This window comes from Mesorhizobium sp. B1-1-5 (genome assembly GCF_006443065.1).
In the GTDB taxonomy this organism is placed as follows: domain Bacteria; phylum Pseudomonadota; class Alphaproteobacteria; order Rhizobiales; family Rhizobiaceae; genus Mesorhizobium.
This window is the reverse complement of record NZ_VFWS01000006.1, coordinates 23614-43876: the sequence shown is the minus strand read 5'-3', so window position 1 is coordinate 43876 and position 20263 is coordinate 23614. Positions and strand designations below refer to the sequence as shown.

At 64.2% G+C, this 20263-nt stretch carries 25 protein-coding genes; 13 read left to right on the top strand and 12 right to left on the bottom strand.

The features are described from left to right. Positions 1-267: 267 nt before the first annotated feature. Genes FJ980_RS04030 through FJ980_RS04020 form a run of 3 tightly spaced genes read left to right on the top strand, consistent with a single transcriptional unit; the run spans position 268 to position 2848 of the window. Positions 268-1071 (top strand): ABC transporter permease, encoded by an 804-nt coding sequence (locus FJ980_RS04030; RefSeq protein WP_246676308.1) that lies wholly within the window; start codon positions 268-270, stop codon positions 1069-1071. After that, complete coding sequence (locus FJ980_RS04025) at positions 1068-1841, top strand: ABC transporter ATP-binding protein (protein ID WP_140541653.1); 774 nt, start codon at positions 1068-1070, stop codon at positions 1839-1841. Before FJ980_RS04030 ends, FJ980_RS04025 begins: the two co-directional genes overlap by 4 nt. Then, the gene (locus FJ980_RS04020) at positions 1838-2848 is read left to right on the top strand and encodes an ABC transporter substrate-binding protein (RefSeq protein ID WP_140541652.1); all 1011 of its coding nucleotides are present in this window, start codon (positions 1838-1840) and stop codon (positions 2846-2848) included. Before FJ980_RS04025 ends, FJ980_RS04020 begins: the two co-directional genes overlap by 4 nt. Positions 2849-2856: 8 nt before the next feature. Here the strand turns inward: FJ980_RS04020 and FJ980_RS04015 are convergent, their stop codons facing one another. The 3 genes from FJ980_RS04015 to FJ980_RS04005 all read right to left on the bottom strand — a co-directional run bounded on the left by FJ980_RS04015 (position 2857) and on the right by FJ980_RS04005 (position 5089). After that, positions 2857-3474 carry a hypothetical protein gene (locus FJ980_RS04015; RefSeq protein ID WP_140541651.1) on the bottom strand — a complete coding sequence of 206 codons (618 nt, stop codon included), beginning with the start codon at positions 3472-3474 and terminating at the stop codon, positions 2857-2859. Beyond that, positions 3438-4304 (bottom strand): DUF2167 domain-containing protein, encoded by an 867-nt coding sequence (locus tag FJ980_RS04010; protein ID WP_181164909.1) that lies wholly within the window; start codon positions 4302-4304, stop codon positions 3438-3440. Before FJ980_RS04010 ends, FJ980_RS04015 begins: the two co-directional genes overlap by 37 nt. Before the next feature lie 152 nt (positions 4305-4456). After that, on the bottom strand, positions 4457-5089 hold the full coding sequence (locus FJ980_RS04005) for a S24 family peptidase (RefSeq protein WP_140541649.1): 633 nt from the start codon (positions 5087-5089) through the stop codon (positions 4457-4459). A 205-nt stretch (positions 5090-5294) separates the two neighbouring features. Between FJ980_RS04005 and FJ980_RS34580 the strand changes: the two genes are divergently transcribed. From FJ980_RS34580 to FJ980_RS03980, 6 genes are all read left to right on the top strand, one after another. Then, positions 5295-5774, top strand: a complete 480-nt coding sequence (locus FJ980_RS34580; RefSeq protein ID WP_181181097.1) for a hypothetical protein — start codon at positions 5295-5297, stop codon at positions 5772-5774. 108 nt (positions 5775-5882) lie between these two features. After that, complete coding sequence (locus tag FJ980_RS03995) at positions 5883-6674, top strand: GcrA cell cycle regulator (protein ID WP_140541648.1); 792 nt, start codon at positions 5883-5885, stop codon at positions 6672-6674. Between the two features lie 118 nt (positions 6675-6792). Continuing rightward, positions 6793-7080, top strand: coding sequence for a hypothetical protein (locus FJ980_RS35245; protein WP_246676299.1), 288 nt, complete (start codon positions 6793-6795; stop codon positions 7078-7080). Further along, on the top strand, positions 6998-7390 hold the full coding sequence (locus FJ980_RS03990; RefSeq protein ID WP_246676298.1) for a DUF6456 domain-containing protein: 393 nt from the start codon (positions 6998-7000) through the stop codon (positions 7388-7390). The genes FJ980_RS35245 and FJ980_RS03990 overlap by 83 nt, the downstream gene beginning before the upstream one ends. A gap of 106 nt (positions 7391-7496) precedes the next feature. Then, positions 7497-7928 (top strand): hypothetical protein, encoded by a 432-nt coding sequence (locus tag FJ980_RS03985; protein WP_140541647.1) that lies wholly within the window; start codon positions 7497-7499, stop codon positions 7926-7928. Between the two features lie 28 nt (positions 7929-7956). Beyond that, complete coding sequence (locus FJ980_RS03980; protein WP_181181096.1) at positions 7957-8187, top strand: hypothetical protein; 231 nt, start codon at positions 7957-7959, stop codon at positions 8185-8187. A 184-nt stretch (positions 8188-8371) separates the two neighbouring features. On the opposite strand, the gene FJ980_RS03975 is transcribed toward FJ980_RS03980, so the two are convergent. From FJ980_RS03975 to FJ980_RS03960, 4 genes are all read right to left on the bottom strand, one after another. Beyond that, positions 8372-9652 (bottom strand): DUF763 domain-containing protein, encoded by a 1281-nt coding sequence (locus FJ980_RS03975; protein WP_140541645.1) that lies wholly within the window; start codon positions 9650-9652, stop codon positions 8372-8374. Positions 9653-9975: 323 nt separating this feature from the next. Then, positions 9976-10314 carry a hypothetical protein gene (locus tag FJ980_RS03970; protein ID WP_140541644.1) on the bottom strand — a complete coding sequence of 113 codons (339 nt, stop codon included), beginning with the start codon at positions 10312-10314 and terminating at the stop codon, positions 9976-9978. Positions 10315-10437: 123 nt separating this feature from the next. Then, entirely contained in the window at positions 10438-10791 is a 354-nt protein-coding gene (locus tag FJ980_RS03965) for a hypothetical protein (protein ID WP_140541643.1), read from the bottom strand. 174 nt (positions 10792-10965) lie between these two features. Continuing rightward, a complete protein-coding gene (locus tag FJ980_RS03960; RefSeq protein ID WP_140541642.1) occupies positions 10966-11289 on the bottom strand; it encodes a hypothetical protein in 324 nt (107 codons plus the stop codon). 251 nt (positions 11290-11540) lie between these two features. On the opposite strand from FJ980_RS03960, the gene FJ980_RS03955 reads away from it, so the two are divergent. Next, positions 11541-11894, top strand: coding sequence for a cupin domain-containing protein (locus FJ980_RS03955; protein ID WP_140541641.1), 354 nt, complete (start codon positions 11541-11543; stop codon positions 11892-11894). 377 nt (positions 11895-12271) lie between these two features. Here FJ980_RS03955 and FJ980_RS03950 read toward each other — a convergent pair whose 3' ends face one another. The 3 genes from FJ980_RS03950 to FJ980_RS03940 all read right to left on the bottom strand — a co-directional run bounded on the left by FJ980_RS03950 (position 12272) and on the right by FJ980_RS03940 (position 15301). Beyond that, complete coding sequence (locus tag FJ980_RS03950; RefSeq protein WP_140541640.1) at positions 12272-14266, bottom strand: acyltransferase family protein; 1995 nt, start codon at positions 14264-14266, stop codon at positions 12272-12274. Positions 14267-14484: 218 nt separating this feature from the next. Continuing rightward, a complete protein-coding gene (locus FJ980_RS03945; RefSeq protein WP_140541639.1) occupies positions 14485-14706 on the bottom strand; it encodes an alkylphosphonate utilization protein in 222 nt (73 codons plus the stop codon). A gap of 109 nt (positions 14707-14815) precedes the next feature. Beyond that, complete coding sequence (locus FJ980_RS03940) at positions 14816-15301, bottom strand: RidA family protein (protein ID WP_140541638.1); 486 nt, start codon at positions 15299-15301, stop codon at positions 14816-14818. A gap of 245 nt (positions 15302-15546) precedes the next feature. Between FJ980_RS03940 and FJ980_RS03935 the strand changes: the two genes are divergently transcribed. Further along, positions 15547-15771: a hypothetical protein gene (locus tag FJ980_RS03935; protein WP_140541637.1), complete on the top strand. Its 225-nt coding sequence runs from the start codon at positions 15547-15549 to the stop codon at positions 15769-15771. Between the two features lie 788 nt (positions 15772-16559). Then, on the top strand, positions 16560-16799 hold the full coding sequence (locus FJ980_RS03930) for a hypothetical protein (RefSeq protein ID WP_140541636.1): 240 nt from the start codon (positions 16560-16562) through the stop codon (positions 16797-16799). 81 nt (positions 16800-16880) lie between these two features. Here FJ980_RS03930 and FJ980_RS03925 read toward each other — a convergent pair whose 3' ends face one another. Both FJ980_RS03925 and FJ980_RS03920 read right to left on the bottom strand, forming a co-directional pair. Continuing rightward, positions 16881-17108 (bottom strand): hypothetical protein, encoded by a 228-nt coding sequence (locus FJ980_RS03925; RefSeq protein ID WP_140541635.1) that lies wholly within the window; start codon positions 17106-17108, stop codon positions 16881-16883. A 460-nt stretch (positions 17109-17568) separates the two neighbouring features. Beyond that, positions 17569-18498 carry a LysR family transcriptional regulator gene (locus tag FJ980_RS03920; RefSeq protein WP_140541634.1) on the bottom strand — a complete coding sequence of 310 codons (930 nt, stop codon included), beginning with the start codon at positions 18496-18498 and terminating at the stop codon, positions 17569-17571. Positions 18499-18630: 132 nt separating this feature from the next. Between FJ980_RS03920 and FJ980_RS03915 the strand changes: the two genes are divergently transcribed. Further along, the gene (locus FJ980_RS03915) at positions 18631-20061 is read left to right on the top strand and encodes an MFS transporter (protein ID WP_246676297.1); all 1431 of its coding nucleotides are present in this window, start codon (positions 18631-18633) and stop codon (positions 20059-20061) included. Positions 20062-20263: the final 202 nt, after the last annotated feature.

Here is a 20263-nt window from a genome sequence, read left to right as displayed (position 1 = left end):
TTGCGTGGCGGAGATGCCCCCAGTCCCATCTCGCAGGAGAGAGGGGAACCTTCGGCGATTGGCGAAGCCCGTCGCGACAGCCAATCTCCACCCTTGAGGGGGAGATGCCCGGCAGGGCAGAGGGGGGTGCTATCCCACCGGCCGCTCAACTGGTTGCGCGCGCGGCGCTCGCCAATTGCTTCCGCAAGTTTTTCGAAGGACGGAGTTCCTTCGCGCCCCCCTCTGGCCTGCCGGCCATCTCCCCCGCAAGGGGGGAGATTGGCTGTCATCTCGACCGTCGCCAAGATCTTCCCCGCCGCTGTCGCATTCGCTCTCCTCCTCCTAATTTGGGAACTCTGCGCACGCCTCGGCGGCATCGCCCCCACCGTGCTCCCTGCACCCTCGCGCGTGCTGGCGCAGGCCTGGGAGAACAGGGCGGCACTGGCCGACAACACGCTTCCCACCATCCGCGCCACGCTGGCGGGCTTTGCCTGCTCGCTCGTTGCCGCCTTCATCCTCTCGGCGCTGGTCGACTTCTTTGCCCCCCTACGCCGCGCGCTGTTCCCGCTCCTGATCGCCAGCCAGACCTTGCCGCTGGTGGCGATCGCGCCGCTGGTGGTGCTTTGGTTCGGCTTCGGGCTGTTGCCCAAGATCCTGCTCGTGGCGCTGGTCACCTTCTTTCCGATGATGGTGGCATTGGTCGAGGGCTATGCCGCCACGGCCCAGGAAATCAGCCAGATGCTCGCCGCCATGGGAGCAGGGCGCCGGCGCATCTTCTGGCTCGCTCGGTTGCCGTCGGCGCTGCCCTATTTCTTCGCCGGACTGCGCATCTCCATCACCTATGCGGTGGTCGGCGCCATCTTCGCCGAATATGCGGGCGCGGCGAAAGGGCTCGGCATCTATATGCTCAGCGCCAAGAACAATTTCCGCCCCGACTTGGTGCTCGCAGCCGTCGCGGTCAGCTCGGCGCTCACGCTGACGCTGTTCGGCCTCGCCGTGCTCGCCCAGCGTCTCGCCATGCCATGGGAAAATGTAAAGAGCGACAGGGCGGGGCGCTATGGCGACAAGCCTTCCGGAGAGGGCCGGCCATGACGCGGCTCGAGCTCCGCAACATGCGAAAAAACTTCGGCGCGCTCGAGGTTTTGGCGGGCATTTCGCTGCATGTCGAAGAGGGCGAGTTCGTCTCGATCCTCGGCCCCTCCGGCGCGGGCAAGTCGACACTGTTCCAGTTGCTCACCGGCGCAATCCGGGGCGAGGGCGAGATGCGCTTCGACGGCGCGCCGCTCGATGGCGCCCGCTTCGCCTTCATGCCGCAGCGCGATGCGCTGATGCCGTGGCGGCGCGTCATCGACAACGCGACGCTGGGGCTCGAGGTGCAGGGCATGAAGCGCCGCGCGGCGCGCGAGCGCGTGGCGCCGTTGTTCGCCGAGTTCGGCCTTGCCGGCTTCGAGCGCGCCTGGCCGGCCGAGCAGTCCGGCGGCATGCGCCAGCGGGCGGCATTGCTGCGCACCGTAGTGCAGCAGCGCGACATGCTGCTCCTCGACGAGCCGTTCGGCGCGCTCGACGCGCTCACCCGCGCGGCCATGCAGCGCTGGCTGGAGACGATGTGGCGAAACCATCGCTGGACGGCGCTGCTCATCACCCATGACGTGCGCGAGGCAGTGCTTCTGTCTGACCGCATCTATGTGCTGTCGGCGCGGCCCGCGCGCGTGGTGCGCGAGGTGGCTGTGCCGCTGCCGCGCCCGCGCACCGAGAGCGCGGCGCTTGCCCGCGAGGCCGCCGCGATCGAGGCCGGCATCCTCGACATTTTGCTCGGCGCCGCCGAACCGATTTCCCGACAATCCGATGGAGAAAACCGATGACCGATTTCACCCGCCGCCAGGCGATGCTTCTGGCCGCCAGCCTGCCATTTGCCGGGACTGCTGCACGTGCCCGGGCCGCCGCGCAAAAAATCACCGTCGCGCTCGACTGGACCGTCAACACCAATCACGTCGGCCTGTTCGTCGCCCGCGACAAGGGCTTTTACCGCGATGCGGGCATCGAGGTCGAAATCCTGCCTTACGGCGATACCGGCTCGGGCGCGCTGGTGGCCAGCCAGGTCGCCGATTTCGGCATTTCCGGCTCGCTCGGCCTGTTCACGCAAAAGAGCGCGGGCGCCGACCTGAAGGCCGTCTACGCCGTCGTCCAGTCGGAGACCGGCCGCGTCGTCTTCAACCCCGACCGAACCGCGATTGTAAGCCCGAAAAATCTCGACGGCCTGACCTATGGCGGCTTCGGCAGCGCCTGGGAGAACGCGCTGATCTCGACCATAATCCGCCATGACGGCGGCAAGGGTGAGTTTTCCACTGTGACGCTGGGTACCTCGGCCTACGAGGCATTGGCCAACGGCGCAGTCGATTTCACGCTTGAGGTCTCGACCTGGGAAGGCGTCGAGGCCGAGCTGAAAGGTCTCAAGCAGCGCAGCTTCCGCTACGCCGGTTACGGCGTGCCGGACGAGCACACCACGTTGATCGTCTCCAGCAACGCCTTCCTCGCCGCCAACCGACAGGCGGCCGTGGCCTTCGTCCAGGCGACGCGACGCGGCTACGCATTCGCCGTCGACCATGCCCAGCAGGCAGGCGAGCTGCTGCTCGCCGCGAACAAGGATACGCTGACCAACCCGGCGCTGGTACAAGCCTCGCTGAAGGCGCTGAACGACGGGCATTTCCTGAAAAGCGCGGACGGCGCCATCGGCACGATGAACAAGGCCAAGATGGAGGCGATGGGCGGGTATTTGTTCGCCTCGGGGATATTGCTCGATGGCGACGGCAAGGCGCTGAAGGAGCGGCCGGATCTCGGGGCGTATTTCAGCAACGAGTTTCTAGGGTAGGGTTAGGCCTAACTCTTCGGATCGGGTCGCACAACCCGTGGATTGATCGCGTCGAAAACCTGCTTCGCGTCAAAGGCGCCAATGTTGTTAAGCCCGGTGAGGTTTCCCACCTTTATCAATACGTCCTGGCCGGGCTTGACGATCTGATAGGTACTCCCTGGGGTGTATGTTGTATAAGCCGTGTTTCCGATGATGTTGGTCTGCATCATTCCAGGAGTCTGCCCAAATTCCTGCCTGCTTGCGTCCTGGCCGCCGACGATTACGAAATGTGTATGCCCGGATTGCAACGTGGTTTCGGCTGCTTTCAGCAGCACATAATCCTGCACCGTCGTGGGGTCTGTATAGCCATTCCCCCGCGCGGAGATACGGTACATGTCTCCTCCGATAGGAGCGGCCGCTACGCCTCCGGTGAATCCCATATTCTGGTATTTTGTCTGGCAACCTGCCAACAAAAGCAGAGCCAATAACACAATTAATTTCACTTTCATCCCCGAACCAAACTGGCCATTGGCCGTAAGCAATTCCTTGGAAAGTCGCGGTCTTTGCTCGCGTAAATGAGCGCCGAGAACTTTTTTAAAAGTGAACCGCTCTAGACCTTCTTGCGGCTGAACAGCCTTCTCAGCCACACCAGCGGCAACAGCACGAGGAAGGCGCCCTTCTTCAGCACCAGCAGCGCCAGCGCGATCAGCCCGGCGCCGGCCGCCTTGCCGTATTTGACCCCGAGCATCGTCGCCAAGACGCCCAGTGCGCCGTAACCAGCCACCTTGTCGCCGCTGGAGAATTCGAAATAGGAACTGCCGGCCCTCGGCTTGTAGGCGTCGGCCGACGCCTCGACGATCTTTTGCACGGCATCGCTCGTGATGTTGCCGTTCACCGGCACGATCTTGATTGGGACATAGCCCTGGCGGTCGAAGATCGAGACCGAGATGTTGATCGTCCTGTCGCCGGCCCAGTTCAGGATGTTGGCGTAGTAAAGGATATTCTTGCCCTTATCGATTTGCGGATAAAGGAGCCAGCCGTCGAAGCGGATGTCCTGTCCAAGCCGTTGCGACTGCGCTTTGACCGATTCCTTGAAGCTCTCCTCAAGGGAACTAATTTCTTCGTTGCGGTCGGCACTGTCCCAGTCCGCGAGGCTGACATAGCCGTCCGACACGGGCTTTTCGACGGTGAGGTTATCGATCTCCGGCGTGAAGCCGAAGATCAATTGGTCGATCGTGCCGCACTGGTCGCGGTCCCAGCCGAACTCCTTCACCACCAGGTCGCAGCGGTCCTCCGGCTTCAGGTAGAAGGCGGCGCCGCCAGCCGGAGTGATTGTGCCTCTGGCGGCGCTCAGAGGCTGGGTAAAATTTTGCGGATGATAGTCCGCGTCCTCGGCATGCACGATGGCCGGTTGCGCCAGGAAGCAGGCATGCGCCACCATTATGAAAATCAGGTTTTCCCTGACCGACTTGTTCATTACCCCCTCCCGCCAATGGGACCCAACCTCAAGCATCCGTGATATAAGAGTATTTCGAAGACAAGCACAAGACGAGAAGTTCACTTTTTGTTCTTTGACTCAACCATGGCCCTGCCGAACTGCTCTTGAGACGACATGCCGCCGCCTAATCCTCACATATCGATCATCGACCGCTTCACCCGTCCGATGATCGTGATCGCCCCCTCCAGCTCCGGCGGCGGGATGTCGAGATAAGATGCCGGCTGGAACGGCGGATTGTCGTTCGGCCGCCAGCGCTTGTAGGTGGCGCGTCCCGTCTCGTCTGAAATCACGTAGCAGCCATTGGTCACCAGCCGCTTGTCGCGCAGGTTGACGAAGATGATCGAATCCGGCGGCGAGATCTTGTTCATCGACGGCCCGTCGACGCGCAGCGCGATCCACTCGCCTTCCTCGAGGTCGGCGGTGGGGATGGTCGGATAGTCGGAGAGGTTGACGACGCTGTCCTGGCTGCCGAGCTCGCCGGCGCTGATCCACGATACGATCGGCACATCGACGGTGACAGGCGAGGGGGCGAAATTGACCGGCGCCGCCTCTGCGCCATCCGCGTTGAACAAGAGCCAGCCGGGGTCGACGCCGAACAGCCGGCCGTATTTCTCCGCCGCCTTGCGCGAAAGCGGCCGGTTGCCGTTCTCGTGGCTGATCAGCGTGTTCTTGTTGATGTCGCGCAAGGCCCGCGCCGCATCGCTGGGCGAGGCGTAGCCGGCCTGGGCGCGCGCCTGCTGCAATCTGTGCCGAGAATCCATCATCGTACAAAATGCCTGAAAATTATCGTCCAAAGTGTACGATTTTGCTTGCGCGTATTTCGTACATAACGTACGCTTAGCGCATGAATGACCATCCCGCAAGCATTTCCGCACTGCCGGTGATTCCGGTGCCGCCCACGGGCATCTCAGGGCTTATTGGTTCCTGGCGGAGCATCGACGCGTTCGCCGCCACGCAAAAGGAGGCGGCATGAACGCGTTGCCTTTCCAATTCGAACCGCCGTTCGAATCGCCTGTCGAATTCCAATCGTCCGGACCGTCCCCGGTCCGGGCGCATTCCGGGGCGCTTGCCCCGGATCCGGTTGAACCGCCCGCACCCCGGTTCACCGGAACGGCCGGAGCCGTTCCTCCCCCGGCTCCGGCCCCCAATTCGGGCATAAGCTGCATCCGCACCGAGGACGGCACCGTCATCCTGTTCGATCGGATGACGGGCCGCGCGGTGTCGGGCCTGACGCGGACTGCGGCCGAGGCCGCTCTTCTCCGACTGACCGGCGCGGCGCCGGAGCAATTCCAGGAAAAGTGCGAAGCGGTTTTCCGTCCGGAATTGCGCCAAGACAACGAGACGCAATTCCAGGAAAAGTGCGAAGCGGTTTTCCGTCCGGAATTGCGCCAGAACGAGATGGAACGTCCGCCGTTCCTTAAAAAGGCGAACGCTCCAGGCGCCGCCTAATCTTCAACCCTTTCGATGACCGCCAAACGGCCTCGCGGCCGAACCCTGGCACTTGGCCTGAACCCTGGCGCTTCGCCCCAAGCGCTTCGCAATCAACGGAATGAGCAGATGGCAGCCGCCTACACCGAGAAGGAAATCGACGAGATCGCCGCTTTGCTGAAGGAGGGGCTCTCGGCCTCGCGCATCGCCGGCCGCTTCAGCGCGCTGCGCGGCAGCCCGGTCTCGCGCAACGCCATCATCGGCATCGTCCACCGCAACGCCGGTCTGAGCGCCATCGGCTTCGCCAATCCCAAAGGCGGCCGCGCCGGCGGCAGGCCGAGAAAGCACGCCCGGCCGGATCGTCCGGGCAGGCGCGGCAGGGTGGCGGCTGGAGGCGTGACGCTCTCTGAGCCGGCTGCGCTTGCGCGGCAAGTGGAAGACACCGACGCTGCCACAGCCAATCTCCCCCCTTGCGGGGGAGATGTCCGGCAGGACAGAGGGGGGTGCTGTCCCGCAGACCTGTCCGTCGATGGAATCGTCACGCAAGCGAATGCCGTCGCTGTCCGCATTCCGCCCAAGCTCAAAAAAACCAAGGCCCGCAAACCCGCGCGCACCCTGCCACCCGCCTGGCTCGCGCCAGGCACCAGTGAAAAATCCGAAGCGCATCTCTACAAGCTCCCGGCGCCACCGCCTCCGGTGAACCCCGGCCGCCAGCCGCACGTCGCGGCCATGCGCTTTCTCGATTGCCTGTTCGGCCGCTGCCGCGCACCGCTCGATCTCGCGCTGCGCGAGGATGCCGAAGCCGACCCGCAAGGCGTGCGCCCGGGACCGGACATGCTCTGCTGCGGTCTGCCGACCTCGGCCACGCGCTCCTACTGCGCCCATCACCATGCAAGGTTTCACGGCCATCGCGGCAGGTGATGTGAGGGCGCCAGGCTCTCCCTTCCCTTGTGGGAGCATCCGGCTCGGCGCTCTGCGCCGAGCCGGATGAGGGTGTCTCGCGCCAACATCTCTAGAATTCCAACCCAAGGACCGCACCATGCCCCGCAAAGCCGCCAAGAAACCCCAGCCGCCAAAGCTCCCCAAGGGCGAGGCCGAGCAGGTGCGCATCCGCCGCGAGATCGGCCACGACTTCGCGCTGAAGCCCGACGGCTTCGGCCGCCAGCGCCTCGCCACCGGCACGGCGGAAGCGCGCCGCATCTACGAAGTCTCGAACGGCGGCTACACCTCCACCGGGCGGCGTCGTGCGCCTGCGCAATGTCGATCCGCTCACCGGCATCACCTCGCTGACGCGCCAGCAGCGCGAGGCCGGCCAACGTTTTCGTGACGAATTCGAGCGCAGCCAGCGCGAGGGCCTGCAGCCGCAATCCTGGAGCGAGCGTGTCGATAGCGGCCGGATCGGCGGCGGCGTCCCCGACCGGGTGCTCTCAGCCGGCTGGGCGTATGCCCACGCTGCCGCTGCGCTCGCCCATTGGGAAGTGGCTGAAGTGGTCCGAAAAATCTGCCTCCAAGGCCAGTCGGTGAAGGCCATCGCCGAACGCAGCGGCGAAGGGCGCGACGTGGTGGTGAAGCTGCTGAAGGTTGGGTTGGACCTGCTGGCGGTGCACTACGGGATGATGGGCCGGAAGGCGGGGTGAGACGAAAATACCTTAACCTTCAGGTTTCAAAGCCTCCGCGCTTATCTCGACAGTCATGGCGATCCGGAGAAAATCCAATAGATTGGGGAGCAAAGGAGAATCCCCGATGGATGAGGACGATGGCGAAACTCTGAAGGTCATAAAAAGGGATGTCGAAATACGCAGGACGCTTCTGGATCAAAAGAAATTCACCGAACTGCGGGAATTGCTGGATCAGAGGTACGGCGCTTGGAGCAATCGAAGACATGCCTATGAGTGCGAGATTCTCTGGGAGGAAGGTAAGCAAGACCAGGCCTTGGAGGAGACGTTCGATCGGCTGAAAAGCGGCGAATGCAACGTCATGCATATCATCCTCTGCGCCACCTATGCGTGGAAACTGCGCCGAAAGGATGTGGCGGATTATCTGGGGCTATCCTTCAAGTCCAAGGAGCTCGAGACCTCGTCCGTCGTTCTCGCCCAGTTCGTTTACCGTGACCTCAACGGGCTGGAGATTAGCGACGAGATGAGGCACACGGCCTGGATGCTGGGTGCTGATTGACCATAAACGCTGGGCGCTTGAAGAACCAATGAAATACACCGACGGCACCCTTGCCAAGCTTGGCGACAAAATCCTCGTCTGGGAAGGGAACGAAGGTGTCGTGGTCTGTTCCATGGATACCGACGAATACTCCGAGGAGTATCCCAAGGAAGCCTTCGGCTATCTGGAACGAGGGATCATGGTCCTGTCCGAAAAGGCGGGGCTGATTCACTACGTGAAGCCAGAGGAGGGGATGCGGCTGATCGAGCGGAAGAGATAACGTCCGCCCAAGCTGAGATCACAAACGCTCGGCGCTGCCCCTCATCCGCCCTTCGGGCACCTTCTCCCCGTAAACGGGGCGAAGGAGAAGCGCGGCATCGGCGACGGCCGCTTTCTCCCCGTTCACGCCGTTCACGGGGAGAAATGCCCGGCAGAGCAATGAGGGGCAGCGCTGACCTTCAACGTTATTTGCGGAGTCCGGTGTGAGTTTTGGAGGTTGGCTCCTCGCCACCCTCAGGCGACGGCTCCCACCCGAACACGCTCCGTCCGCCCAGCAAATGCGACTGGTCCATTTCCCCCGCCACGATCTCCTTCAAGCTCGGGCCCGTCACATACCGCTCCATCCGGCGTGACTCGCCGTCCAGCCGCCTCAGCGCCTCCAACTCTTCGGTTCTTCCGAGCTTGGCCTTGCCCACCGCCGATTTCAGCACGCCGATCGTCTCGTCATAGACCTTCAGTGGCACGGGGAAGGGGTGGCGGTCCTTGCCGCCATGGGCAAGCGAGAAGCGGGCCGGGTCGGAGAAGCGGTAGGGGGCGCCGTGCACCACTTCAGACACCATGGCCAGAGCCCGCACCGTGCGAGGACCGACGCCGGGGACCAGCAGCAGTTCAGGAAAATCCTTCGGGCCGCTTTCGATGGCCGAGGCGATGTTGCCGTGCAGGCGGCGCATGACGATGTCGCTTTCGCGCACGTCGTGATGCGCCGGCATGACGAGGTTGGGCAGCAGCGGCTGCGCGGCCGGTTCAGGCTCCGACCGCGGTTCCAGCGCGGCCAGCTCGGTCAGGATCTTTTCCGGGCTCATAGTCTTCAAAAGCTGGATTTGGCTTCCACGCGCTTTTTCCGCGCGATGGTCGGTGAGGTTGACGATCTCGCTCTGGCGCTCGCCCTCGATCGCCGCATGCGGTTGGTCGACGAAGCTTTTGAGCCCCTCCGACAGCCAGTGGTAGCGGCGCGCCTGGCGGGCGTCGCCGTTCATGCCTTGCTGCACCACCACCCAGCGCCCGTCATCGGTGACGATGAAGCCGTGCAGATAGAGGTCGTAGCCGTCCTGCACGGCGGCGCTGTCCACCTTGGCGACGAGCCGGCTGGCGGTGGCGAGAGCCTCGCCGTCCAGCCCGACGCGCTCGCCGATGGCAATCAACTCGCCGGGCGTCTTGCGCGAATGCGCGCCGCGCCCGCCGCAGACATGGATGCCAAGCTCATTGCCGAGCGGGTTGAGCCCCCGTTTCAGCGCGCCGATGACCGAGGTGGTGATGCCGGACGAATGCCAGTCCATGCCCATCACCGCGCCGAAGGACTGGAACCAGAAGGGATGCGCCAGACGGCGCAAAAGCTCGTCGCGGCCGTAATGGTGGATGATCGCTTCGCACAGCACCGCGCCGAGCTTCGTCATCCGATCGCCCAGCCATTTCGGGACCCGCCCGCCATGCAGCGGCAGGTCGGCGCTGCCGCTTCGCTGCGTCAAGGATGTTCTCCGTGGATGCCGGAGAATTAGATGGCATTTTGCCGGTAATTTGCAAGGCGCCGACGCGATCTCCCCCACGAGGAGCAGCGCAATCGCATATGGGGTTTATTGGCGAAGGCCAAAGCAACGCCGTCATCCTCCGGCTTATCCCGAGGATCCGCCGTCGCACGCGGATATAGCGCGCCCAGTTCAGGCAGGCCGGTAGATCCTCGGGACAAGCCCGAGGATGACGCCATTAAGGCATGCAGGTTATCCGAACTCCCAAAAGCCATATGCGATCTCCCCCACGAGGAGGGAGATCGGTCCGCCGGCCGCATCACCCGCTAATACCGGTAGTAGTACCCGTGGTGATGCCTGTGGTGCCGGTAATGATGCCTATGGTGGTACCGGTGGGGATAGATGTAGTAATGTCTGTAATACCGATGGTACCGGTAGTGCGGATAGCGGACCACGTAGCCGGGATAGTAGTCATCATAGTAGCGCGGGCCGTAATAGCGGCCGCCGTAATCGTAGAACGGGCCGCCATAGAACGGGCCGCCGTAGAACGGATAGCCGCCAAACGGCCCGATCCCGAGGCCGAAGAAGCCTTGCGCATCTGCCGGCGCGATCGTGGCCACTGCCGAAGCGATGGCGATTGCCGAGGCAAGTAGAAGCTTTTTCATGGCAAACCTCCTCCTGAAGGTTCGCACTGACAACGCTTGACGAGCCGAAAAGCTGCCTAGGTGTGGCCTAGTGCGAAAATCGGCGGGATTTGAAGCCGCGCCTGCTTCCCGGCGGTGGATCGCCTAGCTGCAGACGCGCACCTCCCGCGTGAACCTGTGGTCGTGGCTGCGGGTTCTGACCATTTCGATCCGGCAATGGCGGCCGTGCTTTACGATACGATAGCGGCTCGGCGGGGCAACATAGCCGCCTTCATAGTCGTTGCTGTAGGCCGGGCCGTAGCCGGGCCCGTCATCCTGATAGGGGCCGTCCCAATAGGAGCCGTACACCGGAGCGTAGTTGTAACTGTCGTAAAAATCGCCGAACGGGCCGTAGTCGAAGTAACTGCCGCCCAGGAATACGTTGCCTGCATCCGCCGATGTAATGACGGTCGCCGTCGAGGCCAGGGCGAACACCGAGGCAAACAGGAATTTTTTCATGGCAACCTCCTGAAGGTTTACCCAGGACAACGTGCGGCAAGCCCACAAATTGCGGCGTCCTGCACAATCAGCAACATTTGAGGGCTTCGTGAGCGCGCGAAGCGGTCCAGGCACACGTCGAACGATAGCGCGGAGCTGGCGAAAGCCGTTCCGCGCTATCCAACCAGGGTGACTTTAGTAGCCGTTGTAGCCGTTACCGCAGACGCGCACCTCCTCCACCACGCGGTGGTGGTGGCGCCAGTGGCTCACCAGTTCGGTTCGGCAATGATGGCGATAATAGCGGTGATGGTAGCGAACCACATAGCCGCCATTGTCGTAGTCGTCATTGTAGACATGGCGATAATAGCGGTGGGGGTAGTATCCGCCATAATCGTCGTAATAGCCGTCATCATAGCCCGGCCCGATGCCAATACCCAGTTGCACGCTACCGGCGCTGGCCGGCGCGATCGTGAACGCCGAGGCGATGGCGATCATCGAAGCAAGCAGAAGCCTTTTCATCGCTGCCTCCTTGAGTTGCAGGACGCCCCTTCAGGGGATAAACGGTTTCGACGGGACCGGTGTTCCGAGGAAAATGCGCGGCCCTATATCGGGGACGAGCCCGTTCGCAAATGCGGGAAAACGCTCGCTCCCCCGCAAGAGTGCACGGATCAGGGGGAATAGCGCGTCGCGCGATGTCGCAGCATTGCTCGCGCACCCTTGGCGCCATCGGCTATGCCACACCGACGTAAATCTCAACCGCAGGAGCTCCCATGACCAAGCAGACCATTCTCAAATTCGGCCCCGTCGAGCATGCCGAGGCCGGCGACCTGTCGGGCTGGATCGTCGTGGAGGGCAGGCCGACCATGCAGACGGCCGTGCAGCACACCACCGAGGACGGCAAGGTGATGTCCGGCACCTGGCGTGCTTCGCCCGGCACCTATCACGCCACCTACACCGACTATGAATTCGTTCACATGATCGCCGGCCGCATCATCATCACGCCCGACGGTGGCGAGCCGGTCGAGGTCGGCCCCGGCGATGCTTTCGTGGTCGAGGCCGATTTCAAAGGGACGTGGAAGATCCTCGAGCCAGTGACGAAGCATTTTGTCGTTGTGGTGGGGTAGGGGGCATGAGCTGCTGATCTCTCCCCACAAGGGCTACGCTATGCACACATCTTGTGTGACTGGCGTGATTGATCAGGCCGAGGTTTGATTGCCAGGTGGTTCCCCCAATCCGTCGCTGCTTCGCAGCGCCACCTTTCCTCCCTCCGGAGGAAAAGGAAGGGAGCGTTGCTGGACGGGCGTTGACGGCAAAAGCTTGGCGCCTTCCTCTACCCCGTCGATCGGGGGAGAGGTGGCTCGGCGAAGCCGAGACGGAGTGGGGGTCGACCAGCGCTACATAAGACAATGCATGCGCCAAGCTGCCATGCACGCTATCGCCAAAGGCCAGCCGCTTGGAAATGTGTGCATGCCGTAGCTCACAAGGGGGGAGATTGGCAGCTTCACCTTCCCACTTTGGAAATCACCCTCTTCTCCACGTCGGGCTCCAGCGATTTCGCGAAGGGGGTCGCCATATGGTGCCGGTCGCGGAAGGCGAGCTTGCCGTCGATGAAGACGTGGCAAACGGTGGCGCTGCAGAAGCGGTCGGTGAGGTCGACGTAGGCAGCGTTGGGGATGCTGTCGACAATATCGCGCTCCACCGCCGCCATCTTGTCGTTGGCGGCATAGGCCCGCGTCTGGTCGCAGCGCGAGGGCGTTTCGTTCCGCCAAAGCGCCCGCGCCACGCAGGTGTCGACATTCGCGTTGTTGAACGGCACGTCGCGGATGAAGGCGACCTTGAGGCCGGCTTGGCTCAGGCTGGTGAGCGTGGAGCGCAGGCCGGCCCGCCAGTCGGCGTCCTGGCTGTCCGTGTCGCCGCCGCGGCCCGCCATCTTGCGCCCGCTGCTCAGCGCCAGCTCCGAGATGACCACCAGCGCTGGCTTTGCGCGGATGATCTCCTTGATCGCCTGCTCGCGCCAGCGGTCGCATTCTGCGTAGGCGCGCTTCAACTCGGACGACCAGACGCTGACGCGCGAGGCGCGGCAGGAGTTTTTCAGCCAGGTCACCACCCGGTAGCCGTTCTTCCGGCCCGCCTCGATCAGCGGCGTCGACCAGTGGTCGGCGTGGGAATCGCCGAACAGGGCTATGGTGCGCCGGCCGTCGCCGAACACACAAGGGATCGGCGTGACCGTCTCGTAATCCAGCACGCAGCCTGCTTTGGCGCGGGCCGTGGAGGGTTCGGCGGCGCTCGCGGCGATGATGCGCTGCCGCGGGTCGAGATCATGCGCGGCGAGCCTGGCATTGCCATAGGCGGCTGCGACGCCGGTGCCGGTCAGGAGGAGGGCCGGCACCAGCGCCCGCGCCGCATTGGCCATCAGCCAGCCGTTGCGACGGATAGGGTTCTCGACGAGGTGGTAGCTGAGCGCGGACAGCGCCAGCGTCAGGGCAAGGCAGTAAAACCGCTCGGCAGGCGTCAACTCCGGCGCCAGCATGCCGGCATAGACGATCACCGGCCAATGCCAGAGATAGAGCGAATAGGAGAGCCTGCCGATCCATTGCAAAGGCGGCAGCGTCAGGGCGGCGTTCACGCAGTTCCGTTCGGAATTGCGCAAACGAGGAGTGCCGTCCCTGACGCCGGCCGCTCCCGCCTTGAGCAGAAGGACTGTGCCGGCCACCGGCAGAAGCGCCAGAAAGCCGGGGAAGGGAGCGTCCTCGCTGAAGGTGAGATAAGCGGCCCCGATCATCGCCAGTCCGGCCAGGCTCAACGCCTGCCCCAGCAGCGGACGCTCCTGCAACAGCCGCGCCGGCACCATCGATGCGAGGCCGCCGGCGGCAAATTCCCATGCGCGCAGCGGCGAAAAGTAGAACGCCCAGGGTGGCGATACGCTCGTCAGCCAGGCGCAGAGGACAAAGGAGACGAGGCCGGCCGCGGCGATTGCAACGACGATCGAGCGTTTGCCCGGCTTCAGCCAGGCGGCCAGCATCAGCAGCGCCGGCCAGGCGAGGTAGAATTGCTCCTCGACCGACAGCGACCAGTAATGGATGAACGGGTTGCTCGCGGCGTCATTGGCGAAATAGTCGAACGACCAGCGGATCAGCCACAGATTGATCATATAGGCCGAGGCGAACATGGCGCCCTTGGAATAGAGCGCCTGTTCTTCCGGCGACAGGATGACCGCGCCGGCGGCAAGTGTGGCGACGATGACGAAAAGCGCCGCCGGCAGCAGGCGCCGCGCGCGCCGGGCGTAGAAACGCAGAAGGTCGAGCCGGCCGGTGCCGGAAATCTCGGCGACCAGATGGCGGGTGATCAGATAGCCCGAGATGACGAAGAAGATGTCGACCCCGGCAAAGCCGCCAGGCAGCGCGGTCAGGCCGAAATGGAAGGCGATGACGCCCGCTACGGCCACCGCCCGCAACCCTTCTATGTCGGGCCGGAAATCCTGCGCTGATGCTGACACGAATACGAACCTCGCAAGCTCGTTCGTATCCCGCCTTGGGGAAGACTTGCGCCTGCGGGCTCATATCGCAATGCAACAAATCTAACGCGGTGCAACATAAGGCGAGGGCGACGACGTGCGGCAGCACCGGAATTGCCGAGCTCCTCCCTAGCCGGCGGCGCTCCCGCTGCAATGAAGCAGCCGACCGCATGATCTCCCCGCGAGGGCCGGCGCCGCATTCACGCTTTCTTCACGAACTCCGTCTTCAGCACCAGGCCCTTCACCTGCTTGGTGTTGCATTCGATCTCGCCGGGATTGCCGTTGAGGCGGATGTTCTTCACCAGCGTGCCGCGCTTGATCGTCTCGGACGTGCCCTTGACCTTGAGGTCCTTGATCAGGGTGACGGAGTCGCCCTCGTTCAGCGTCGTTCCGTTGCTGTCTTTTACGATAGCGTCTGTCATGGCGGATCTTTCATCGGTTGCATGGCCTGCACCCCGCCTATCGCGCCGATCACGGCCTGGTCAAGCACGCTGCAGCTGGTCATCTTGCCTGCAAGGGAGAGGTGTGGCGCTACCTCACAATCATCACTTCGGCCTCAATCTCGACCGGGAAATTCAGGGGCAGGGCGGCTACGCCGATTGCCGTGCGGGCGTGGCGGCCGATCTCCGGCCCGAACACCTCGAGGATGAGTTCCGAAAAGCCGTTTATCACCGCCGGCGTCTCGGTGAAGCGCAATGCCGAATTGACCATGCCGTGCACGCGGCACCAGCCGGTGATCCGGTCGAGGCTGCCGAGCTCGCGTTTCAGGCTGCCGAGCATCGACAGCCCGACCTTGCGGGCCGAGCCCCGCGCCTCCTCCAGCGACACGCTCTCGCCGACCGCGCCGAACGGGCCCGCAAGCGTGCCGTCCGGCTCCTGCGGTCCGTGGCCGGAGATATAGGCGCGGTCGCCGCGCACATTCACCCAGGGAAAGGGCAGCACCATGCCCGGTGGCAGTTTCAGCGGCGGTGGCAGCATGATGCCAAGCGCGGTAAGCTTTTCGTCGGCACCCGGCATGGCATGGCCTCCCTTCCCGCACAGCGCCATCGAGGCGCCGCGGCCGAGCTTTCCGGTTCGCTGTCCATTCGTCAAGAATGACTTGGTTCTGAAGAAGAATGACCTGGGTGACTGGCCGCAAGCCAGCCCACGCGGGCCGCGGCCGACCTGGCGAGCCTCGGCATCGGCCTGTAACATCCGGAAGCGGTCGACCGCCAGCCCCCCGAGGCCCATAGCGACGAGGGCTCCATCGGAGGCGACGCCGGATGTTGCCGGCCAGCCACAGCCCAGTTGCTTTCGGTTGCAGTCAGCCCGCACTGGGCCTCGATCACGCAAATGTTCTTGACGCGAGTGTGTTTGCGCTGCGTGCTGCCGAGCGCGAAACTTGGGCAAGGGGGTTCCTTATGAAGAAGATTTACGAAAAGCCGGTGCTGTCGAAGCGGCAGAAGCTGTCAAGCGTCGTCGCGAGCGTCTCGGGTCCCAAATCGTAACAAAGGCGCACGGACAGATTGGCTGGCGCGCCCGGCGGCTCGCCGGCCAGTTGCTGGCGCCAGATTTACGTCCTCGCTTGACGCGGCGGACGTCGCGCATATGTTGCGGTCCTGTTCGTCGACCGGGCCGAGGCAGCCGATGAAGAAGACATATCGCAAACCGACGCTTGCCAGACGTGAAAGGCTTTCGGCGGCGACGGCCGCAGTGCCATCCTCGGGCTTCACGTTCTGAGATCCGACCCGATCACGCGCCGATGCGGTCGTGCAGGCCTGGTTGGACGTTATTTGAGGCCGACGCCGGACAGGCGCCGGGACTCGCAGTCGTGGTGCAGTTGTCGGTCAAGCGTTGAATAGGGGCGGTGACGCTCCGGCTTGGTCCCGCGCGATATCCGGCTTGAAAATTGGGGCTGGCCAGGAGCGGGCGGTACACTTCGAAGGTGCCCGCCCGTCCGGCGCCGCCGCCAAGCTGCTGAAACCCCGTCCGTCCCCAACAGCAACGGTCATGGCGTGACCAGTGGTTGCGGAGTGCCATTGGCGCGGTGCCCTGTCAACGCCGCCGGCCGGCGGCCAGGAAGCGCTTTTTTAGCCGCCTTTTCGTCCTCGAAGCACGCTTTGCAGCCATGCCGGGGACACGGCTAAAAGCCACGAAATGGCGGAATTCCGGGCTTTTCAGATATTCACCAGGCAGCGCCGCGCATATGCCTATCCGCTTGAATAGGCTGATTTTTCGCCGGCCGGCATGTCGCTTCGACCCTGACTTTTTTTGGGTGCAATTCGGCGGTACAGCAATGATGCCCGGCGACGACGGGATTCCGCTTGAAAGCGGCATCGGATCTATCTGTGAGCCGTTTCATGACCCGCTCATGAAAGACGTGATAGAGTGTCGCCGAATGGGGGAAGTTGCGATGGCCAAACGGTTGTTCGAGGTTCTTGCCAGACGGCGGTCATGGCTGGACCGGATCGCTTTGGGGCTGCTCGTGTTCCTGGCGACCCTGGTCGCCGCGCTGATGGGCGGCGCCAGTACTTAAAGCCAGGAAAAGTGCCTGGCGGTTTGCTCGGCGACTTCGCCGCGCTTCGTCCATACTGGCGCCAATGCGAAACGGAGCGTGCTATTTCCTTTGGCCTATAGCCTTGAATTCGAATGTCGTGGGCCTGAGCCTGACCGGTCTCGGCCGCTCGGTGAGATCGACGACGCGGACCCACCTGTCGGCGCCGGCGCGCAAAGTGACTTTCTGGCCAAGCGCCTTCTCAGCCGCCTCGAAAGGCGTCTTTGCTGCGGCCGAATGGACCGCGACGACGGCTTCGCCGTCCATTTCCTCGACACGATAGATTGTCATGCGGGGCGCCCGCCGCTCCGCTCTCGCCCTTTTATATTATATTAGAAATTACGAATGAAAGGCAAGACTCCCAAGTGTAGCGAAAGCGAAGCCGGCCGGGTTTAGTCCTCTATAGTAGAGGGCGCGCCGTAGCCGCGCAGGCCGGTTCCGTTGCAGGCCTGGCAGGAAGCCCGTTGTCCAGGGCAATTGTCGCGCAACGCGCCAAAGGGACAACATGCGCCGTTCGACGCCACCTGTTTCTCGCACTCGAACACCTTGCCGGCGCCCAGGCACCGGGGGCAGGCGAACTTCCTGAATTCGCTCAAGCGAGCCTCCGGCTGTTTCACGCGCGCCCGGCAACGCGCTGACTATGCCGCGGGTTCCATGACAGACACGGTTTGTCCTGTGTATAGTATACATTAGTAATAGCTAATATGGCACCGCCTGCAACGCGCGGTTGGTTCCGCGGTGCCGCGGCGCATCAGGACAAAGGTTCCTCGCCCTCGCGAAACGGCGGAGAGGAAAGGCGGCACACCTCTTTCACCAGCCCGCGCAGCCAGCGATGCGCCGGATCGGCGTCGAGCCTCGGGTGCCACAAAAGCGAGACCGTCAGCGCGGCGAGCTTCACCGGCAGCGTGAAGGTGAACAGGCCCTCGCGCAGCGTTCCGGTATAGCGTTCCGGCACCGTGGCGATGAGGTCGGAGCCACGCGCCAGCGCCAGCGCCTCGGAGAAGCCGCCTACCACGGTCGCGACTGTCCGCGTCAGCCCGGCGAGTTGCAAGGCGACATCCACCGGGCCGCGGTCGAGACCGCGGCGCGAGATCAATATGTGCCGGCCGGCGGCGAAGCGCGCGGCGGTGATCCGGCCTTCGCACAAAGGATGGCCGGCCCGCGCGACGCCGACAAAGCGGTCGCGGAACAGCGCCTGCGCGCGCACCTCCGGCCCGGTCGAACCGCCCACCACTCCGGTTTCCAGATCGACCGCGCCCTCGCGCATCGGGCCGCTGTCCTTGTCGGGCTTGGGCACGAAACGCAGTTGCACGCCCGGCGCTTCCTCAGCCACGCGGGCGAGCAGCGCCGGGCCGAAATTCTCGACGAAACCATCGCTGTTTCGCAGCGTGAAGCTGCGGCCAAGCCGCGCGAGGTCGAGCCGCTCGGCAGGCCGCAGCACCGCTTCCGCCTCCTTCACCAGCCGCCCGACCTGCCCGCCGAGCTCGACAGCACGCGGCGTCGGCACCAGACCGCGCCCGGCACGCACCAGAAGCGGGTCGCTGGTCGCCTCGCGCAGTCTCGCCAAGGCCCGGCTCATTGCCGAAGGGCTGAGCTTCAGGCGCCGCGCGGCCTTGGCGACGCTGCCTTCGGCAAGCAGCACATCCAGCGTGACGAGCAGGTTGAGATCGGGTCGCGACATAGCGCGACCATAGCACGGATTCGTCAAAGCGGCATGGCGTCTGATGCACTATTCAAGTGCATACGCCGCGTGTTCCGCCATGTCATGCCCATGCCTATGTTCCCCGCAAGCTCAACCGACGGAGAAGAAATCATGGTCGACATTGCCGAAACCCGCGCCGCGCCCCTGCGCCATTCAACGACGGGCGCGCTGGCCGGCCTGTCGCTTGCCATGCTCGTCTCCTCGCTCGGCATCAGCATCGCCAATGTCGCGCTGCCGACGCTGAGCGCGGCTTTCGCCGCGTCCTTTGCGGCAGTGCAGTGGGTGGTGCTGGCCTATCTGCTCGCCATCACGGCGCTGATCGTCAGCGTCGGGCGTCTCGGCGATGTCGTCGGCCGCCGGCTGCTGCTGATCGCCGGCCTGGCGCTTTTCAGCGCCGCTTCGTTTGCCGCCGCGCTCGCGCCGTCGCTGGCGATGCTGATCGCTGCCCGCGCCGTGCAAGGTCTGGGCGCCGCGGTGATGATGGCGCTGACGATAGCTCTCGTCGGTGAGACGGTGCCGAAGCAACGCACCGGCAGCGCCATGGGCCTGCTCGGCACCATGTCGGCGATCGGCACCGCGCTTGGACCCTCGCTCGGCGGCGTGCTGATCGCAGCTTTCGGCTGGCGCTCGATCTTCCTTGTCAACGCCGCGCTCGGCGCTGTCGCGCTGCTTGCCGCCTGGCGCTTTTTGCCGGGCGACAAAGGGCCGGGCATCGACCGCGCAGAGGCGAAGGGAGCCGCGCGTTTCGATATGCTGGGGACACTGCTGCTTGCCGCCACGCTTGCCGCCTACGCGCTGGCCATGACCATGGGGCGCGGTCATTTCGGTGGCCTGAACATGGCGCTGCTCGGCACGGCCATGGCCGGCGCGGCGCTGTTCGTCGTCGCCGAGACCAAGGTGGCGTCGCCGCTGGTCAAGCTCGCGCTGTTGCGCGACCCAGTGCTGGCGCCGAGCCTTGCCATGAACGCGCTGGTCTCGACGGTGATGATGGCCACGCTGGTCGTCGGCCCGTTCTTCCTGTCGCGTGCGCTGGGCCTCGGCGACGCTGCGACCGGAGCCGTGATGTCGATCGGGCCCGTTGTCTCGGCGTTCTGCGGCATCATTGCCGGGCGTGTCGTCGATCGTCTCGGCGCGGCCGCGATGGTCATGGCGGGGCTGGTGCTGATGGTCGACGGCTGCGTCGCGCTCGCCGTGCTGCCGGGCGTCTTCGGCGTCGTCGGCTACGCGGCGGCGATCATCCTGCTGACGCCCGGCTACCAGCTCTTCCAGGCGGCCAACAACACCGCCGTCATGGCCGATGTCGACAGGTCCGAGCGCGGCGTGGTCTCGGGCATGCTGAGCCTGTCGCGCAATCTCGGCCTTGTCACCGGCACGGCGGTGATGGGCGCGGTGTTCGCCTTCGCCGTGGGCACCAAGGATGTCGCGACGGCAGCGCCGGCAGCGGTCGCCGGCGGCATGGGGTTCACCTTCGCGGCGGCCACGGGGTTGGTGGCGTTGGCGGTCGTGATAGCGGTGGCTGGGCGAAGGGGCCGGATCGCATGATCTGGGGAGATCGGCAGCTTCGGCGCTTGCGCCGTTCCTTCCGCGATCGCGCAATTTCGTCACCGCACCGGGAGCCTATCCTGACAGGCGGCGGTGCCCATTCCGCCTTCGGCCGGTGCCTCAGCTACCCCAACGAACCCCCGCCCACTGCGGCGCCGGCCCATCCTCCCACCCGATCTCGATCGCGCGCCGGAGCGGATGG

Excerpts from the sequence above, each read along its gene's own strand:
- FJ980_RS04025 (WP_140541653.1), top strand. The coding sequence starts at position 1,068 with ATGACGCGGCTCGAGCTCCGCAACATGCGAAAAAACTTCGGCGCGCTC.
- FJ980_RS04020 (WP_140541652.1), top strand. The coding sequence starts at position 1,838 with ATGACCGATTTCACCCGCCGCCAGGCGATGCTTCTGGCCGCCAGCCTG.
- FJ980_RS04010 (WP_181164909.1), bottom strand. The coding sequence starts at position 4,304 with ATGAACAAGTCGGTCAGGGAAAACCTGATTTTCATAATGGTGGCGCAT.
- FJ980_RS04005 (WP_140541649.1), bottom strand. The coding sequence starts at position 5,089 with ATGATGGATTCTCGGCACAGATTGCAGCAGGCGCGCGCCCAGGCCGGC.
- FJ980_RS34580 (WP_181181097.1), top strand. The coding sequence starts at position 5,295 with ATGAACGCGTTGCCTTTCCAATTCGAACCGCCGTTCGAATCGCCTGTC.
- FJ980_RS03995 (WP_140541648.1), top strand. The coding sequence starts at position 5,883 with ATGGCAGCCGCCTACACCGAGAAGGAAATCGACGAGATCGCCGCTTTG.
- FJ980_RS35245 (WP_246676299.1), top strand. The coding sequence starts at position 6,793 with ATGCCCCGCAAAGCCGCCAAGAAACCCCAGCCGCCAAAGCTCCCCAAG.
- FJ980_RS03985 (WP_140541647.1), top strand. The coding sequence starts at position 7,497 with ATGGATGAGGACGATGGCGAAACTCTGAAGGTCATAAAAAGGGATGTC.
- FJ980_RS03980 (WP_181181096.1), top strand. The coding sequence starts at position 7,957 with ATGAAATACACCGACGGCACCCTTGCCAAGCTTGGCGACAAAATCCTC.
- FJ980_RS03970 (WP_140541644.1), bottom strand. The coding sequence starts at position 10,314 with ATGAAAAAGCTTCTACTTGCCTCGGCAATCGCCATCGCTTCGGCAGTG.
- FJ980_RS03965 (WP_140541643.1), bottom strand. The coding sequence starts at position 10,791 with ATGAAAAAATTCCTGTTTGCCTCGGTGTTCGCCCTGGCCTCGACGGCG.
- FJ980_RS03960 (WP_140541642.1), bottom strand. The coding sequence starts at position 11,289 with ATGAAAAGGCTTCTGCTTGCTTCGATGATCGCCATCGCCTCGGCGTTC.
- FJ980_RS03955 (WP_140541641.1), top strand. The coding sequence starts at position 11,541 with ATGACCAAGCAGACCATTCTCAAATTCGGCCCCGTCGAGCATGCCGAG.
- FJ980_RS03945 (WP_140541639.1), bottom strand. The coding sequence starts at position 14,706 with ATGACAGACGCTATCGTAAAAGACAGCAACGGAACGACGCTGAACGAG.
- FJ980_RS03940 (WP_140541638.1), bottom strand. The coding sequence starts at position 15,301 with ATGCCGGGTGCCGACGAAAAGCTTACCGCGCTTGGCATCATGCTGCCA.
- FJ980_RS03935 (WP_140541637.1), top strand. The coding sequence starts at position 15,547 with ATGTTGCCGGCCAGCCACAGCCCAGTTGCTTTCGGTTGCAGTCAGCCC.
- FJ980_RS03930 (WP_140541636.1), top strand. The coding sequence starts at position 16,560 with ATGATGCCCGGCGACGACGGGATTCCGCTTGAAAGCGGCATCGGATCT.
- FJ980_RS03925 (WP_140541635.1), bottom strand. The coding sequence starts at position 17,108 with ATGACAATCTATCGTGTCGAGGAAATGGACGGCGAAGCCGTCGTCGCG.
- FJ980_RS03920 (WP_140541634.1), bottom strand. The coding sequence starts at position 18,498 with ATGTCGCGACCCGATCTCAACCTGCTCGTCACGCTGGATGTGCTGCTT.
- FJ980_RS03915 (WP_246676297.1), top strand. The coding sequence starts at position 18,631 with ATGGTCGACATTGCCGAAACCCGCGCCGCGCCCCTGCGCCATTCAACG.